This is a genomic window from Arthrobacter sp. ok362 (assembly GCF_900102785.1).
Lineage (GTDB): Bacteria > Actinomycetota > Actinomycetes > Actinomycetales > Micrococcaceae > Arthrobacter.
Map to the genome: position 1 here is coordinate 132,092 of NZ_FNGC01000007.1, position 14,769 is coordinate 146,860.

At 66.7% G+C, this 14,769-nt stretch carries 14 protein-coding genes; 6 read left to right on the plus strand and 8 right to left on the minus strand.

What is annotated here, in order from left to right:
- The first annotated feature begins 3 nt into the window (after positions 1-3).
- On the plus strand, positions 4-894 hold the full coding sequence (locus tag BLQ10_RS10990; RefSeq protein ID WP_175558576.1) for a CDP-alcohol phosphatidyltransferase family protein: 891 nt from the start codon (positions 4-6) through the stop codon (positions 892-894).
- Here BLQ10_RS10990 and BLQ10_RS10995 read toward each other — a convergent pair.
- Together BLQ10_RS10995 and BLQ10_RS11000 are read right to left on the minus strand one after the other, a co-directional pair.
- Positions 785-2,347, minus strand: coding sequence for an FAD-dependent oxidoreductase (locus BLQ10_RS10995; RefSeq protein ID WP_091561799.1), 1,563 nt, complete (start codon positions 2,345-2,347; stop codon positions 785-787). The two genes, BLQ10_RS10990 and BLQ10_RS10995, sit on opposite strands and share 110 nt — an antisense overlap.
- Positions 2,348-2,375: 28 nt before the next feature.
- Entirely contained in the window at positions 2,376-3,812 is a 1,437-nt protein-coding gene (locus BLQ10_RS11000) for a DUF2252 domain-containing protein (protein WP_091561801.1), read from the minus strand.
- Positions 3,813-4,107: 295 nt separating this feature from the next.
- Between BLQ10_RS11000 and BLQ10_RS11005 the strand changes: the two genes are divergently transcribed.
- Together BLQ10_RS11005 and BLQ10_RS11010 are read left to right on the plus strand one after the other, a co-directional pair.
- Positions 4,108-4,437, plus strand: a complete 330-nt coding sequence (locus tag BLQ10_RS11005; protein WP_091562037.1) for a carboxymuconolactone decarboxylase family protein — start codon at positions 4,108-4,110, stop codon at positions 4,435-4,437.
- A gap of 169 nt (positions 4,438-4,606) precedes the next feature.
- Positions 4,607-5,185, plus strand: coding sequence for a TMEM175 family protein (locus BLQ10_RS11010; RefSeq protein WP_091561802.1), 579 nt, complete (start codon positions 4,607-4,609; stop codon positions 5,183-5,185).
- A 13-nt stretch (positions 5,186-5,198) separates the two neighbouring features.
- Here the strand turns inward: BLQ10_RS11010 and BLQ10_RS11015 are convergent, their stop codons facing one another.
- From BLQ10_RS11015 to BLQ10_RS11025, 3 genes are all read right to left on the minus strand, one after another.
- Positions 5,199-5,546 carry a GNAT family N-acetyltransferase gene (locus BLQ10_RS11015; RefSeq protein WP_091561805.1) on the minus strand — a complete coding sequence of 116 codons (348 nt, stop codon included), beginning with the start codon at positions 5,544-5,546 and terminating at the stop codon, positions 5,199-5,201.
- Positions 5,547-5,661: 115 nt separating this feature from the next.
- Entirely contained in the window at positions 5,662-6,684 is a 1,023-nt protein-coding gene (locus tag BLQ10_RS11020) for a pirin family protein (RefSeq protein WP_091561806.1), read from the minus strand.
- A 71-nt stretch (positions 6,685-6,755) separates the two neighbouring features.
- The gene (locus tag BLQ10_RS11025; protein ID WP_091561809.1) at positions 6,756-8,039 is read right to left on the minus strand and encodes an SAM-dependent methyltransferase; all 1,284 of its coding nucleotides are present in this window, start codon (positions 8,037-8,039) and stop codon (positions 6,756-6,758) included.
- 216 nt (positions 8,040-8,255) lie between these two features.
- On the opposite strand from BLQ10_RS11025, the gene BLQ10_RS11030 reads away from it, so the two are divergent.
- Both BLQ10_RS11030 and BLQ10_RS11035 read left to right on the plus strand, forming a co-directional pair.
- The gene (locus tag BLQ10_RS11030) at positions 8,256-8,603 is read left to right on the plus strand and encodes a hypothetical protein (RefSeq protein ID WP_091561810.1); all 348 of its coding nucleotides are present in this window, start codon (positions 8,256-8,258) and stop codon (positions 8,601-8,603) included.
- A 296-nt stretch (positions 8,604-8,899) separates the two neighbouring features.
- Positions 8,900-11,377, plus strand: a complete 2,478-nt coding sequence (locus BLQ10_RS11035; protein ID WP_091561813.1) for a DUF4082 domain-containing protein — start codon at positions 8,900-8,902, stop codon at positions 11,375-11,377.
- A gap of 22 nt (positions 11,378-11,399) precedes the next feature.
- On the opposite strand, the gene BLQ10_RS22360 is transcribed toward BLQ10_RS11035, so the two are convergent.
- Positions 11,400-11,537, minus strand: coding sequence for a hypothetical protein (locus BLQ10_RS22360; protein ID WP_175558577.1), 138 nt, complete (start codon positions 11,535-11,537; stop codon positions 11,400-11,402).
- A gap of 181 nt (positions 11,538-11,718) precedes the next feature.
- Positions 11,719-12,744 carry a non-homologous end-joining DNA ligase gene (ligD, locus tag BLQ10_RS11040; protein WP_091561815.1) on the minus strand — a complete coding sequence of 342 codons (1,026 nt, stop codon included), beginning with the start codon at positions 12,742-12,744 and terminating at the stop codon, positions 11,719-11,721.
- Between the two features lie 70 nt (positions 12,745-12,814).
- On the opposite strand from ligD, the gene BLQ10_RS11045 reads away from it, so the two are divergent.
- Complete coding sequence (locus tag BLQ10_RS11045) at positions 12,815-13,504, plus strand: alpha/beta hydrolase family protein (protein ID WP_091561817.1); 690 nt, start codon at positions 12,815-12,817, stop codon at positions 13,502-13,504.
- Here the strand turns inward: BLQ10_RS11045 and BLQ10_RS11050 are convergent.
- Entirely contained in the window at positions 13,501-14,721 is a 1,221-nt protein-coding gene (locus BLQ10_RS11050; RefSeq protein WP_217635807.1) for a macrolide family glycosyltransferase, read from the minus strand. The two genes, BLQ10_RS11045 and BLQ10_RS11050, sit on opposite strands and share 4 nt — an antisense overlap.
- Positions 14,722-14,769: the final 48 nt, after the last annotated feature.

Sequence of the window (14,769 nt, forward strand, 5' to 3'; positions counted from 1 at the left end):
GACTTGCTAGGCACATCGTCAGGCACGGCGTCCGATGCTGCAGGGCAAACTGGCCTGGGATCAGGCGGTGCCCGCCGTGCCGTTGCAGATGCCGGGACCGCTGTCGCCGCCTATCTTGTGGCCTGGGCGTTGCTCGGCACTGCGATCCTGACCGATCCTGTTCTCTGGTTCCTGGCGTTGGCGGCGGGCGCAGCGGTGATCGTCCGGGCCGCCGGCTCCGTTCTGCGGCGGAAACCCCGGTTTTCCACCCCCGCGGACCGTGTCACCCTGGGCAGGGCCACCATCGTGGCCTGCTGTGCCGCAGAGACGGTGGTTGGCTTGATCCCCGGAGCCGGAGCAAGCCCTTTGGTGGTTCTCCTGGGAACGGCAGCGTTCCTGCTCGATGCCGTGGATGGACGGGTGGCCCGGTTGACGGGGTCAGCGACGGCCGAGGGTTCACGGCTGGATTCGGATACGGATGCCGCGCTTGTGCTGGTGCTGTCCTGCGCGGCGGCGGGAGCGTTCGGCTTATGGCCCTTGGGCATCGGCCTGACTTACTACGCGTTCCTCGCAGCAGCCTGGTTCAGGCCGTCCCTGCAGAAGCCGTTGCCGTCCAGCACCGTCCGGAGGGTCATCGGAGCCACCCAGCCCGCGGCCCTGTTGTTCGCCCTGTTGCCCGGCGTCCCTCCGTCGCTGGGAGCCATGGTGCTCGGCCTCGCGCTTGGGCTGCTGGCCTATTCATTCGGGCGGGACGTCGTCGAGCTCGAACGGCTCCGCCGGGCAAGCCCCAACGCTGTGGCCGCAGTCAGCCGGGCGGGGAATTCGCGGGGCTGCGGGGCGGTCCGGCCACAGCCCCGGCCGCGCGGGAGGGTGCGGGTCTCGGCGCCAGATTCACCGTCGCCGGGCCCTGGATGACCGCGCCGTCCGCGGCAAACCGCGAGCCGTGGCAGGGGCAGTCCCACGTTGAGTCATCCGCGTTGAACGCGACAGTGCAGCCCAGGTGCGTGCAGATGGCCGAGACGGCGAGGAGGCCCCCGGCAGGGTCGGCGTAGACGGCGGTCATTTCGCCGTCGATCTCCACGACGGTGCCTTCGCCGGGACGCAGCCCGGCGACGGTCCGTTGTTCGGGTTGCTGGGGTTGTGGTGCCCGGTCCGGTCGGGGGCTTCTCCCGCCGGCCTGGCCGGTCGCAGAAGTGCGGTTGGGGTCGAATACTGCCGCCCAAGGGTTGTGAATCCCGGCCAGGGTGTCGGCCAGGATCAGCGCCGCGGCGGTGCCATTGGTAAGGCCCCATTTGCGGAGCCCAGTGATCACGTGAAGGTGTGCCGCCGTCGGGGTCAAGGGCCCGGCGTAGGGCAGCCCGTCGACGGGCATGGTGTCCTGCGTGGACCAGCGGAAGCTGGTCTCCCCGGTGCCTAGGCGCTCACGGGAGAATGCCGCGAGGCGGCGGTACCGGACGGCAGCATCGCCGGTCTCGGCGGCCCGGTGGCCCTCGCCGCCGGTGAGAACGTAACGGGAACCGTCGACGTCGATCGCCAGGATTGAGCGCATTGGCTCGTCGACGCTGATAAACGTCCCGTCCAGGGGCGCCGCAGGTGCCAGGCACGCAACGATGTAGGAGCGGTGCAAGTAGCAGCGTTCGGCAAACAGACCTCCGTCGCCGACCGGAACGTTGGTGGCAACGATCACCTCGCGTGCCCGGACCGTGCCGCGCCCGGTCTCGACCACGCCGGGTACACCATCGCGGACGGAGGTGACGCGCGAGTCCTCCAGCACGTGGCTTCCGTCCCCGTCCACGGCGCGGGCCAGGCCCTGAAGGTACTTCACCGCGTGAAGCTGCGCCTGGGCGTCGAACCGGACTGCGCCCCGGACAGCGAACGGCAGTGGCACGTCGGAGGCAAAGACGGATGGAAGGCCGAGCTGTGCGGCCACGGCCGCCTCGGCGCGGACCCGGGCGAGGGCGTCGTCGGATTCTGCGTAGGTGTAGTTGGACACCCTGCGGAAGTCGCAGTCAATCCCCTCCTCCGCCACGGTGCGCGCAATGTGCCCGATGGCGGCCTGGTTGGCCTCCCCGTACATCCCGGCGACATCCGGTCCGTGCCGGTCCGCAAGTTCGGTGTAGACGAGGCGGTGCAGGGAGGTGACCTTGCCGGTGGTGTGCCCCGTGACCCCGGTGCCAACGCGCGCGGCCTCCAGGACCGCGACGGTGTGACCGGCACGTTTCAGGGCCAGCGCCGCAGTCAGGCCGGCGATCCCTCCCCCAACCACGGCCACGTCCACCTCCAGATCGGAGTCCAGGGAGGGATAGCGGGTGGCACCGGCCGTGGCGACCCAGAGCGAGACCTGTCTCCCTTCGAGCCGCTCACCCACGGCGCAGCCTTCCGATGAGCATCCGGAATCAGAGGCCCTCGACTGCTTCCAGGCGGCCGGATCGGACCGCGTCGGCGAAGGCCTCGTAGTCCTTTTCGTTCTGGTCCGCGTAGCGCTCGGAAAAATCGGTGATGGAGCGCTCGAACTTGTCGCTCTTGCCGAGATAGGCGGCGATCGCGATCGGGTCGCCCGACCGGGCGTGCGCGCGCGCCAGCGTCCAGCCGCAGGCGTCGGCATAGAAGGTCATGCCGAGCGGCTTCATCCCTTCCACCACGGCTGAGCCCTTCATGTCACGCAGTTGGCGCCAATACAAGTACCGGTTGTCCTGCACGCCCTTGGTCCACCCCAAAAAGATGTCGCTCGCGGCCTGCATCATCCGCTGCCCCTGCACCACGCGCTCGCCCGGCTGCTTGAACTTGCTCTTTGGCAGGTGGTCCTCGAGCACCGACCTCGTGGCCTCCTTGACCTGGAGGAACAGGGGATCCTGTTGATCGCGGCCCTGGAGCAAGGCGATGAATGCCCGCGTGCCGACACTGCCGACGCCCACAACCTTGCGGGCGACGTCGATGACTTCAAAGCGCTCCAGCAGGATACGCCGGTCGTCTGGCAGCGTGGCCCGGTAGGCCCGGAACTGCTCACGAATCGCGTGCTCAACCTCATCAGGAGACATGCTGTATGAATCTCCCAACTCCCGGACGGGGATGACGATCGGTGGCTGACTGAGAATTCGGTACTCCCCGTCCGCGAACTCGGCGAGCTTGGACAGTGCCTGCAGGCTGTCCCGGGTGTGGGCCTTCGCGACGCTCTGCTGCGCCGTCTTTTCCATACCCTTGGCTGCCTTTTTGAGGGCCTTCCCCTTCTGGGTTGCCACGGCCAGGTCGATCGCTTCCATCAGCTGCTCCTCGGACAGGCGGGCGTACCAGATGTCCAGGGTGCGCATTTGCGCGAACTCGGCCATGCCTTCGCGGTAGGACCGAACCGCGGTGATCGTCGCGTCGCGCGTTTCGTCCTTGGTGAACGCGTTGTTCCGCGCCGCGATCGTGAAACTCGCGGCCATCCGTTTGACGTCATACTCAAACGGCCCGGGAAGTGTCTCGTCGAAGTCGTTCAGGTCGAACAGCAAGTTTCGCTCCGGCGAGGCAAACACGCCGAAGTTGGACAGATGGGCGTCCCCGCAGAGCTGGACGCGCAGGCCGCCCCGCGGTGTGTCCTTCAGGTCGGAGGCCATAATCTTGGCCGCACCCCGGTAAAACGTGAACGGCGAGACCAGCATCCGGCCGTGGCGCACCGGCACGAGGTCTTGTTCGCGGGTGAGGTTCTGTTCCTCGAGCAGCGCGACCGGATCCGGGCGGTCGGGCGCGGGTCTCCAGTCCGTGTGGCTGGAGACGGGCGTCTTCTCCCGGTACCCCTTGCCCTTCGCAGCACGTTCGTCGACGCTTGGATGCTTGACTTTCTTCTCGGCCATGCTCGGCGACCTCCCTTTGACGTCAGGAACCGCCACCGGCACTATTTGCCTGGGTCGGTCCCGGCTGAACGCGCTGACGCGCCTTGGGTCGAGCTAATGCGATTGTGGCCCCGAAGTGCCCCCTCGTCAACGCGCCGCCGAAGGATCCGGTCACGGTCGGATTGCTGATCCTCGGTTCATCCCGTTCGGGTGATGCCTGCCATCACCGTGACGGGTTACGTTGCAAGACGAGTGGGGTAACCGCGCTCATCGCCAACTCGGCACACAACACCGCAAACCAGATGGAGACATGACCATGGCCGAAGAAGAAGCTCCCGTCCTCGCCGCCCTCGCCGACATCACCGCCGTATCGCTCGAACGCTCCACGCTCGCTCCCCGCGAGTTGATGCTGGCCCGGATTGCAGCGCTCGCGGCGGTCGACGCCCCAGGCGCCTCCTACCTGCTCAACGCCGGTACCGCAGTCGACGTTGGCATCACCCTGGAGGATATCCGCGGCGTCCTCATCGCCGTTGCACCCATCGTTGGCACTCCCCGCATCGTGGCGGCGACCACCAACCTCGTCCAGGCGCTGGGCTTCGCCCTCGAAATGGCCGAGGCAGAGCTTGAAGCAGAGGCCGAGGGCTGAGCCTGTTCTGATGACGACACCGTAGTGGGCGGACTCGTCGTAGTGGGCCGGTCCGGCGTGGGTTTCTCGCGAAAGTTGAACCTGACGGTACCGTTTCATACAAACCGCACGTCACGGCGTCGGCAGTTTTACGCTGCATCTGCCACGATGCCCTGATCAAAGGCGGCCCATGAACAAGAACCGGCTGGAGGCCTTCAGCGACGGCGTGCTTGCGATCGTGATCACCATCATGGTGCTGGAGCTTCATGTCCCCGCCGAACCCACATGGCCGGCGCTGCTCCACGAGCTTCCAACGCTGCTTAGCTACTTGCTGAGCTTCATCTATGTCGGGATCTACTGGAACAACCACCACCACATGCTTCATCTGGCCGGGAGGATCAACGGCACAGTTCTCTGGGCAAACCTGCATCTGCTCTTCTGGCTCTCCCTTGTCCCTTTCACCACCCGGTGGATGAATGACGCCGGCCTGGCGGAGGTCCCCGTCCTGGTCTACGGGCTAAACCTGCTGCTGGCCGCCATTGCCTACTACATCCTGAAATCGACCCTGATCCGCCAGCAGGGACGCGGCGGTGCACTGGATGAAGCCATGGGGCAGGACTGGAAGGGCAAGGGATCCCCGGCGCTCTACATCGCCGGGATGCTGCTCAGCCTGGTGAACCCGCTGTTCGGAATCGCCGTCTATACGGTGGTTGCCGCGATCTGGCTCATCCCGGACCGGCGTGTGGAGCGGTTCATCTCACATCCCTGAGCGCCAGGAGCGGTCACTGCCGAACGCGTTGGGCCAGCCAAGCACGCACGAACTCCAGATGAGCCGGAGTGGGCGCCAGCACGTTAGCCGCATAGCCGGGGTGCTTTGCAAGGTACTTCTTGATGTACGGGCATACCGGAACGATCATGAGGCCCGCGGCGACAGTCTCATCCAATGCCTGCGCGGCCAACACGCCGGCCAGCCCCCTGCCGCCGTATTCCTCGTTGATCACCGTGTGGTAAAAAATCCGCTGGTCCGCCCCGACGTCGTCCACGTACGCGGCCTGGCCGATCACAGTGTCGGCATCGAGCACTTCGAAACGGTTGCGCTCGGGGTTATTTCTGATGGTAATCGTAGTCAATATGGTCTCCTGGGATGGGGCGCCGGAGCGCGCGTGGGGCTGGATTGAGGTGGTGGATTTGCGGGCGGGCGGTGGACGCCTGAGACCGGTTCCGGTGGGGGTTCAGTTACACGGTTCAGCCGCGTGGCCGGATGCGCGCATTCGGCAGGGCCGGGGCCGGGAGGGCGGCAGGCCCCCCGGGCGGAAACGGGCCGAACCGCAGGTCCGTGCCTGCCGCGGGAGCTGCCGCCGGGCCGGCGTCGGAACCGTCCCCGATGCCGTCCTGCGCGCCGATCTCAGCCTGCCACTGGGCCCTGTACGCGACAATCTCATCGTGACTGCGTCCCACGAAGTTCCACCACATCACGATCTTTTCGCCCAGCGGCTCGCCGCCGATCAGCAGGACTCGGGCCCCGTCCGGGCCTGCCGCCAGGGACAGGGATCCGCGCCCGACCGGCACGTACGCGAGGTGGTCCGTCGGGACGGGGTTTCCGTCCAGGTCCAGGCTGCCAGAGTCCACCAGCAGGCCATGTTCAAAGGACGGATCTGTTTCGAGGGTCAGTTCCGCCCCTGCCCCGAGCAGGATCTCTGCGCCCAGCAGGGGCGTGTGGGTGGCGACGGGCGAGACCGACCCGGAGAGCCCGCCCAAGAAGACCCGCATGGTCCAGCCGCTTCCGCTGACTGGTTCCGGGCGATAGTGCTCGAACGTGGGCGCCATGTGGCGTGCCCTCTCCGGCAGCGCCACCCACAGCTGCGCACCGTGCAGCACAGTTGTGTCCGGGGTGGAAAATTCCGAGTGGCTGATGCCGCGGCCAGCGGTCATGAGATTCACTTCGCCCGGGCGCACGGCTGCGTGAAAGCCGGCCGAGTCCTGGTGTTCGATCTCCCCCGTGAACAGCCAACTGACGGTCTGCAGCCCCGTGTGCGGGTGGCGCGGAACTTTCATGCCGCCGGAATCGCCGACCCGGTCCGGGCCATAGTGGTCCAGGAAGCACCACGCCCCAATGAGGCTGCGCTGGCGCTGCGGAAGAGTGCGCCGCACGTCCATCGCGCGCGGGCCGCCCAGCGGGACCTGCCGCGGGGCCAAGAGCTCGACGCCGACGCATGTCCCGTCCGTTTCGCAGAGGATTTCCTGGGGCGCCACTTCGGTATTGCTCATGATGACAGCCTAGCCTCGCGTTGTCCGCGGGTCAGCCTTCTGGACCCTGCGCAACTGGCCGGGACCCGGCCTTAGATCCATGAGGAACGGCGCAAGGGGGGTTCCGCGCCGCCGGGTCGCTGGACCAGGACCTGGTTCACCCCCGTGAGGCCGGTCTCGAAGCCGAGGGCGCTGGCGGCCATGTAGAGCCGCCACACCAGGGCCCTTCCCACCCCGGCGAAGCGCACGGCGTCGTCCCAGTGCTCCTCGAGGTTCCGCACCCAGGCCCGGAGCGTCAGGGCATAGTGGCGCCTCAACGCCTCAACGTCCAGGACCTCCAGGTGCGACGATTCGAGCGCCGCGACCATGTCGGAGAGGCTGAGCATCTCGCCGTCCGGGAAAACATAGCGAGGAATGAAGGAATCAGGGTCCGGGGATGTCGGTCCGGCGTTCCACGAGATCGCGTGGTTGAGCAGCCGGCCGCCCGGGCGGAGCAGCCCGTGCAGCTGGGAAGCATAGTGCTGGATCTGCTCGCGTCCTACGTGCTCGGACATGCCGATGGAGCTGATCGCATCGAACGGCCCGTCATCCACATCGCGGTAGTCCTGCACCCGGATGTCCACCCGGTCCGTCAGCCCGGCGTCCGCCGCCCGTTTGCGGGCCATGGCCGCCTGCTCGACCGAGAGCGTCACGCCGACGACGTCGGCCCCGAAGTGCTGGGCGGCGTGCAATGCGAAGCTCCCCCAGCCGCATCCCACGTCCAGCACCCGCATGCCCGGTTTGAGTCCCAGCTTGCGGCAGACCAGATCGAGTTTGGCCGCCTGCGCCGCGTCAAGCCCGGTTTCGTCCGCTTCCCAGACCGCGCAGGAGTAGACCATGGACGGGCCCAGGACGAGCGAATAGAAATCGTTCCCGACGTCGTAGTGGTGGGAGATGGCCGCGGCGTCACGGCCCTTGGAGTGACGCCTGCCGTACCGGCCCACGCGGGCTTCCTCCGGCGGCGGCGCCGGGTTCGGTCCCAACGCGCCGAGCCGGACGGCAGTCTCGAGCAGCGCAAGCACCTCCCGGGGAGTCGGCGGCCGGAAAGGGCCGGGCTCGGCGAATTTCCCGGCCGCGCTGAGGGCGGCAAAGGCCGCAAAGATGTCGCCGGGGGCTTCGATCTCGCCGGCCACGTAGGCGCGGCTCAGTCCAAGTTGCCCGGGCGACCACAGCATCCGGCGAAGCGCCCGCCGGGATCGAAAAACGATCAGGGGCGCGTCATTCGGGCCTGCTTCCGAGCCGTCCCAGGCCTTCAACCGCAGGGGGATCCCGTCGGTGCCAAGGATGATTGCCAACGCGTCGGCCAGCCGTGAAGCCGCATTCGTGGATGCCGTCATGTCCAGTGCCTCGATTCCAGTGCCTTCGTCTCCGTTGCCGTGGGCTGCGCCCCGCCAGTTCCAAATCTAAGGGCAGAACATGGCCCGCAACCAGAGCTTAGGTCCTGATTCCTTTCCGCCGCCCTTTTCACTATCCCTTCCGCCGTCCCTTCCCAAAGCGGCAGGGCGGCGGCGGGGCTCTGGCGCTTGCGGATGCGGTTGCCTATGGTGTGTCCTATGTCTGAGTCTTTCTCGTCCCTCGTGGACACGTTCAAGAATGTGGGTGTATCCCGGGCCTACGGCCCCGCTGTGAACATCGCCGGAGAAGAGATTGTCCCCGTAGCTGTGGTGTCTTTCGGCTTCGGCGGAGGCAGCAGCCCGGAAGACGCCCAGCCCGGCAACGGCGGAAGTGGAGGCGGGGGCGGCGGCTTCGTGTTGCCACTGGGTGTCTACGCCAAGGGCACCTCGGGCCGCATGACGTTCCGGCCCAACACCGTGGTGGTGCTTCTGGCGCTGGCCCCCCTGGTGTGCGCCGTCGGCGTTTCAATCCGGGGCATTCTTCGCACCGTCCGCTCCCAAGGCTAGGGCCGTGGCCTAAGGCCACATGTCCCGGCACAAAGAAGCGCCGGAGGCTGGACCTCCGGCGCTTCTTTTCCGCGTCCACCTCAGGCGATCAATGCCTGGCCCGCCACGAGAGGCACCCGACACGACAGTCTGCGGAGTCTGAGCTCTGAGCCGTGAGCGGCTGCCGACGAACGCAGCGGGCCAGCATGGGTCCAGAAAAACTCAAGCTGCTGCGCCCACTTTTTGTGAACGCTCATGCTAGCCTCCCGTACAGGGTCGCATTGGGGTGTGACTTCTGACGGCAGAGGAAGGCTGACATGACCGATCAGAAGTTGGCACTTGGCAGGCGGAACGGGCGGCCCTGGGGGGCTGCCATTGCGGCGGCGGCGCTGGTCGCCGGCATTCTTTTACCCACTGGCCCTGCGCTGGGAGCTGAGAGCGGATCCCAGGCCTCGGGCTGGGACTGCTCGTCAGGCTTCGTGGGCATGACCTTCGACGATGGACCCAATGTGTTCAATGAGGATCGCACCAGTTGGATCCTCGACACCCTGCGCGATTATGGGGTGCATGCCACGTTCTTCATCCTAGGCGAACGGGTGAACGACCCCAACCAGCCCACGCGACCTGACCTCGTGCTCAGGGAAGCAACGGAAGGTCACACGGTGGCCAACCACTCTTGGGACCACCCGGACCTGACGCGGTTGAGCACAAGCGACGTGGCGTCGCAGCTATCCCGCGCCAACGATGCCATCACCGCGGCAGGCGCTCCACGCCCAACGTTCTTCAGGCCCCCCTATGGCTACACCAACGATAACGTCGCCGCGGTGGGCGAATCCCTGGGCCTCCGACAAGTGATCTGGGACGTCAACAAAGGTGATACGGCGGCGACCAGCACGTCCGGGGTGTCTGATCCGGTCCTCGCGGCAGTCCGGACCGGAAGTGTCGTCGTACTTCATGACTGGGCGCCGTACACGGCCGAGGCACTCCCCACGATTCTGGACGGTTTGAAATCCAGGCACCTCTGCCCGGGACTGCTGAACCGTACCACTGCCTACAATGCACAATTGCGCAGCTACGTGTCTGTAGTGCCCGATCCGAACGGGCCGCACGACTCGAGCCCGCGACAGTGTCCCTGCAGCGTTTTCACGCCGCTCCAGGTCCCGAGTCTCGTAGCAAGTGCGGCCACGGGCCCCCACGAACTGGGGATGCGGTTTGCGGCCGATGTACCTGGTGTAATAACTGCTATCCGGTTCTATAAGGCCGCTGTGAACACGGGTCCGCACCCGGTTCGTCTCTGGTCCAGCGGTGGTCAGTTGCTCGGTTCCGGAGCCGCACAAAGCGAGTCCGACTCGGGCTGGCAACAGGTGGACATCCCGGGCGGCGTCCACGTCCAGGCAGCTACGCAGTATGTTGCTTCGTATTCGGCACCCGCCGGCCGCTTCGCTCAGGACGTGAACTTCTTTGCAGCGGAGGCGGGCTCATCGCCGATCCGGGGGTCGGCCAGCGTACCGGGAGCGGGGAACGGCGTCTACGCAACCGCGACAGGTTCCTTCCCCACCCACACGTATTCGGCCAGCAATTACTGGGTGGACGTGGTTTTTGTCCCGGATCAACCCGGAGCGGCGGTCTCGGCGGTCGATGACGTGGGGTCCACGGCGTTCGAGACGGCGCTCTCGGTGCCGGCACCGGGTGTGCTGGCCAATGACACAGGGAGCGGGTTGGCCGTCTCGGCCTGGTCGCAGCCTTCGCACGGTTCGGTGAGCATGACGGCCCCGGGCGGATACACCTACACGCCTGCTGCCGGGTTCTCCGGAACAGACGCGTTCACCTACACCGTCACCGACTCAGCCGGAAGGACGGCGTCCGCGACCGTGCGCATCACCGTGTCCGCATCGGCGGTCTCGGCGGTCGATGACGTGGGGTCCACGGCCTTCGAGACGGCGCTCTCGGTGCCGGCACCGGGTGTGCTGGCCAATGACACAGGGAGCGGGTTGGCCGTCTCGGCCTGGTCGCAGCCTTCGCACGGTTCGGTGAGCATGACGGCCCCGGGCGGATACACCTACACGCCTGCTGCCGGGTTCTCCGGAACAGACGCGTTCACCTACACCGTCACCGACTCAGCCGGAAGGACGGCGTCCGCGACCGTGCGGATCACCGTGTCCGCGTCGGCGATTGTCGCTCGTGACACTTTCACCCGTTCTGTCACCGGCGGCTGGGGCACCGCGGATCTCGGCGGCGCCTGGACGCCAACCAGCACGGCGCTCAGTGCGGACGGGCAGCGCGGCGTGCTGGGGCTTTCTGCCGGGCAGACCCGCCAGGTGTTCCTCAACAGCGTCAGCAAGACGGACACCGACATCACGGCTGCGGTCCGACTGGATGCCGCACCGGGGGGAAGCGGAGCGTACGCCAGCCTCGTGACGCGCCACGTTGGCCCAACGGTCGAGTACCGCGGGACTGCCAGAGTGCAGGCAAACGGCGCAGTGAGCGCACTCATCTACCGGATGAACGGTTCGCAGCCCGAAACGGTCATAGGACGGGAAGTCGTAGTCCCGGGCTTGTCCGCCGCACCGGGATCAACGCTCTCACTCCGGTTGAGAGCTGGTGGTACCAGTCCCACAACGCTTAGCCTCACCGTCTGGCAGTCCGGCTCGACCGAACCGTCGCCTCAGGTGACGGCGAGCGACAGCACCGCAGCCCTTCAGATGCCGGGCGTACCGGGGATTACCGCGGCACTGTCGTCCAAGAGCGGGTCAACTCTCGTCCGGTTCAGCTTCGACGACGTCGTCATACGCTAGTGGGCTCTCAAGGCACAGGATCTTACGTGGCAGGCGGTACGGAGTACGACATGACGGGTTCCCGGTCGTCGTCGGCGTCGACCCAGGCCGCGAAGTCCTTCAGCGACATGATGCAGTAGTAATCGCAATACCGCAGGTTCTTCTTCTCCGACTTGCTCATGCCGGTACTTCGATGCGGGCGCTGTCCCGGATGGGATGACGACGGCGCGCCAACACTCTTCGATGCGCCTGTTCAGTGTCAACCGCGAGGTGGACCGCCGCGTCCGGGCAGGCACAGCATCAGAGCCAGGCACATCATCAGAGTCAGGCACCGAGGCGTAGTGGTCTTCTCCTGCGACCCGTCAGTCGCTGTTGCGCGCCCGGCTGGGCTGGACCCTCGGCGGTTCCCCGGGCATCTTGGGAAAGTCCGGCGGGAATGGCAGCTCCCCCAGCCCGGCTTCGACGTCCCTGTCCCACCATTCCAGGAGGACATCGACGGCGCCCGCGCCGCCCGAATGCATGCCCTCCCACGGATCGCCGGTGGCTTTGAGCCGCTCCGGCACGGTAACGATCGTGAAGGCATTCGGATCGGCGGACTCGAGCTCCTCCCAGCGGATCGGGCATGACACTGTCGCATTGGCGAGTGCGCGCGGGCTGTAGGCCCCCGCTATCGTACGGTCGCGGTTCGCCTGGTTGAAGTCGGCGAAGATGCGGGCGCCGCGTTCTTCCTTCCACCAGGCGGTGGTTACCTGGTCGGGAAGGCGCCGCTCGAGTTCGCGCGCCGCCGCGATGACCGCGTGCCGCACATCCAGGAACTCCCGGATCGGCTCAATCGGAGCAAAGACATGGAGCCCCCGGTTGCCTGAGGTCTTGATGAAGGCGTCCAGACCGGCCTCCGCCAGTACGCGCCGCAACTCCTGCGCGACCGGAACGGCCTCCGCGAACCCGGTACCAGGCTGCGGGTCGAGGTCGATCCGCAACTCGTCCGGATTGTCCGGATTGCCGGCCCGGGAGGGCCACGGGTGGAAGACCACCGTATTCATCTGCACCGCCCACACCGCTGCGGCGATTTCATCAATTATCAGCTGGGGATGCGAGCGTCCGCTGGGATAGACGACGTCGACCGAACGGATGAAATCCGGGGCACCTTTGGGCGGGTTCTTGGAGAAGAACTGCTCGCCGTCCACCGTGTCCTTGAACCGCTGGAGCGTCACCGGCCGGTCCCCGTTCGCCGCCAGGAAGGCATCCCCGACGTCCACCATGTACCGGGCCAGGTCCAGCTTGGTGAGTCCCAGTCCGGGCCAGACGACCCTCGCCGGGCTCGACACCCGCAACTCCCGGTCGCCGTGCGGACCGCTGACAGTGAGGTGGACTTCTTCCTTGGCCATGGGGACAACCTACCCCGGCGGCGAGGACAGTTGAAGAGCGGAACGCCCCTGGAACCGGCATGATTGACGCATGACAACGCCCGAGTTCCCGATCACCTTTGAGGTCGGCGACGCCACAGTGTCTGGCGTCTTTGCCGGGCCCGACGGCTCGTTCGCCACCTTGGTCGTTGCCCACGGCGCCGGGGCGGGAATGGACCATCCGTTCCTCGTCGGCTTCACCCGCGCCCTGAACGACCTGGGCGTCGCCACCCTGCGTTTCAACTTCCCCTACCGCGAGGCAGGACGGAAATTCCCTGACAGGCCGCCGGCGGCAATCGCCGCGTGGCGGGCGGCCATGGACGCCGCTGGGTCCCGGTCCGCCGGCCGGCCGCTGTGGGCGGCCGGGAAGTCCTTCGGCGGGCGCATGGCCTCCATGGCGGTGGCGGAAGGCATGCCGGCTGCCGGGCTGGTCTATCTGGGCTATCCGTTGCACCCGCCGGGAAAACCCGAAAAACTTCGCGATGAGCATCTCTACGGGCTGACTTTGCCGATGCTTTTCCTGCAGGGCACGCGCGATACGTTCGCCACCCCGCAACTGCTGGAGGCCGTGGCCGCCAGAATCGGCCCTTCCGCGACCGTGGAGTGGCGTGAGGGCGGCGACCACTCTTTTGCCGTTGCCGGCGTGAAGCGCAGTGCCGACGAGGCGGGGGCGTCCCTGGCGGCCGCGGTGGCTGAGTTCCTGAAGACACACGGCGAAAATCCGGCGAACGTACTCCCCTAGTTGAGGTTGCCGAACCGGCCCGCCCCGTGGTGCACGCGCGCTTCGATGGCGTCGGCGGCGGCCACGGCCCCTCCCGCGCTGCGGACAACGTCGCTCATTGCGTCCACGTTCCGCCGGACCTGGGCGTCGGTGTGGAGCGCGGCAACCGCGGCCCGGAGCGCGTCGGGCCCGACGTCCTCCGCAACGTGCCGGCCGAGACCCAGTTCTTCAAGCCGGCGGGCGGTCGCCACCTGCTCCGGTTGCTGCGGCACGGCCAGTAGCGGGACGGCGAAGTAGAGTGCCTCCATGGTCGAATTCATGCCGGCGTGAGTAATGAAGACGGCGGCGTGGCGCAGTACCTGCAATTGCGGGAAGTAAGGCCGGACCCGGACGTTTGGTGCAATCGTCCCAAGATCGGCGAGGCTGGTCTGGTCCCCGACGGCCATGGCGACCTCCCAATCGCTCCCGCCAAAGGCGTCAAGGCACATCCGGAAGAAATCCGGCCTGCGGTTCAGTGGAGTGGTCCCCAACGAAATGAAGACCAACGGACCCGTTCCCTCACGGACCCATTCACCGTCGCTGTCCCGGCCGCCCACGCTTGGCCCCACAAACCGGAACCGGTCATCGAATGTCGCCCCCATGGGCTGGAACTCGCGGGGAAGGAACACGATGTTGAACGGCGCCGGCGGACCGTTGAACAACCGGGGCGTACGCACACCTTGCTCGGCTGCGAACTCCGCCAGCAATCGGCCCATGGCGAGGGCAACCTTGGCCATCTCATCGGCGCCTTCCGGTGGCGGGGCAGGCATCAGCGATCTCAGCGAGAAATGTTCGTTGCTGGCGTAGGTAGGCATGAGGGCAATGGCCGGGGCGCCGATCTTTTCTGCGGCCATGCTGCCGCTGAGCGTCATCGCATCAAAGCAGACGGCGTCGGGCGGGTCCTGCCGCAGGCGATCCACCAGCGCCGGAAAGCTGGATCTGAGGTCTTCGAACACTCGGTTCATGATCGGCAGCATCAGGTGCGCCTGCGCCCGCTGCCCGGGCTGCAGGGCAGGCATTGACGCCATCCAGTTCCCGCCGGAGGCGTGAAAGGCTGCGCCGGCGTTGCGGATCCGCGGTCCGAAGTCGGCCGACGTGAAGTACGTAACCCTGTGCCCCCGGCCTACAAGCTCCGCCACCAGGGGCAGGGTCGGGTTAACGTGTCCGTGAGCGGGAATGGAGACGAACGCAAAATGCATGGCCATCACTCTTCATCGCGTGGCTGAGGTCCCGTTTGACCAGCCTGT

Bases quoted from the DNA above. Each gene is read 5' to 3' on its own strand.
- BLQ10_RS11000 (WP_091561801.1), bottom strand. From the start codon at position 3,812: ATGGCCGAGAAGAAAGTCAAGCATCCAAGCGTCGACGAACGTGCTGCG.
- BLQ10_RS11005 (WP_091562037.1), top strand. From the start codon at position 4,108: ATGGCCGAAGAAGAAGCTCCCGTCCTCGCCGCCCTCGCCGACATCACC.
- BLQ10_RS11010 (WP_091561802.1), top strand. From the start codon at position 4,607: ATGAACAAGAACCGGCTGGAGGCCTTCAGCGACGGCGTGCTTGCGATC.
- BLQ10_RS11020 (WP_091561806.1), bottom strand. From the start codon at position 6,684: ATGAGCAATACCGAAGTGGCGCCCCAGGAAATCCTCTGCGAAACGGAC.
- BLQ10_RS11025 (WP_091561809.1), bottom strand. From the start codon at position 8,039: ATGACGGCATCCACGAATGCGGCTTCACGGCTGGCCGACGCGTTGGCA.
- BLQ10_RS11030 (WP_091561810.1), top strand. From the start codon at position 8,256: ATGTCTGAGTCTTTCTCGTCCCTCGTGGACACGTTCAAGAATGTGGGT.
- BLQ10_RS11035 (WP_091561813.1), top strand. From the start codon at position 8,900: ATGACCGATCAGAAGTTGGCACTTGGCAGGCGGAACGGGCGGCCCTGG.
- BLQ10_RS22360 (WP_175558577.1), bottom strand. From the start codon at position 11,537: ATGAGCAAGTCGGAGAAGAAGAACCTGCGGTATTGCGATTACTACTGC.
- ligD (WP_091561815.1), bottom strand. From the start codon at position 12,744: ATGGCCAAGGAAGAAGTCCACCTCACTGTCAGCGGTCCGCACGGCGAC.
- BLQ10_RS11045 (WP_091561817.1), top strand. From the start codon at position 12,815: ATGACAACGCCCGAGTTCCCGATCACCTTTGAGGTCGGCGACGCCACA.
- BLQ10_RS11050 (WP_217635807.1), bottom strand. From the start codon at position 14,721: ATGCATTTTGCGTTCGTCTCCATTCCCGCTCACGGACACGTTAACCCG.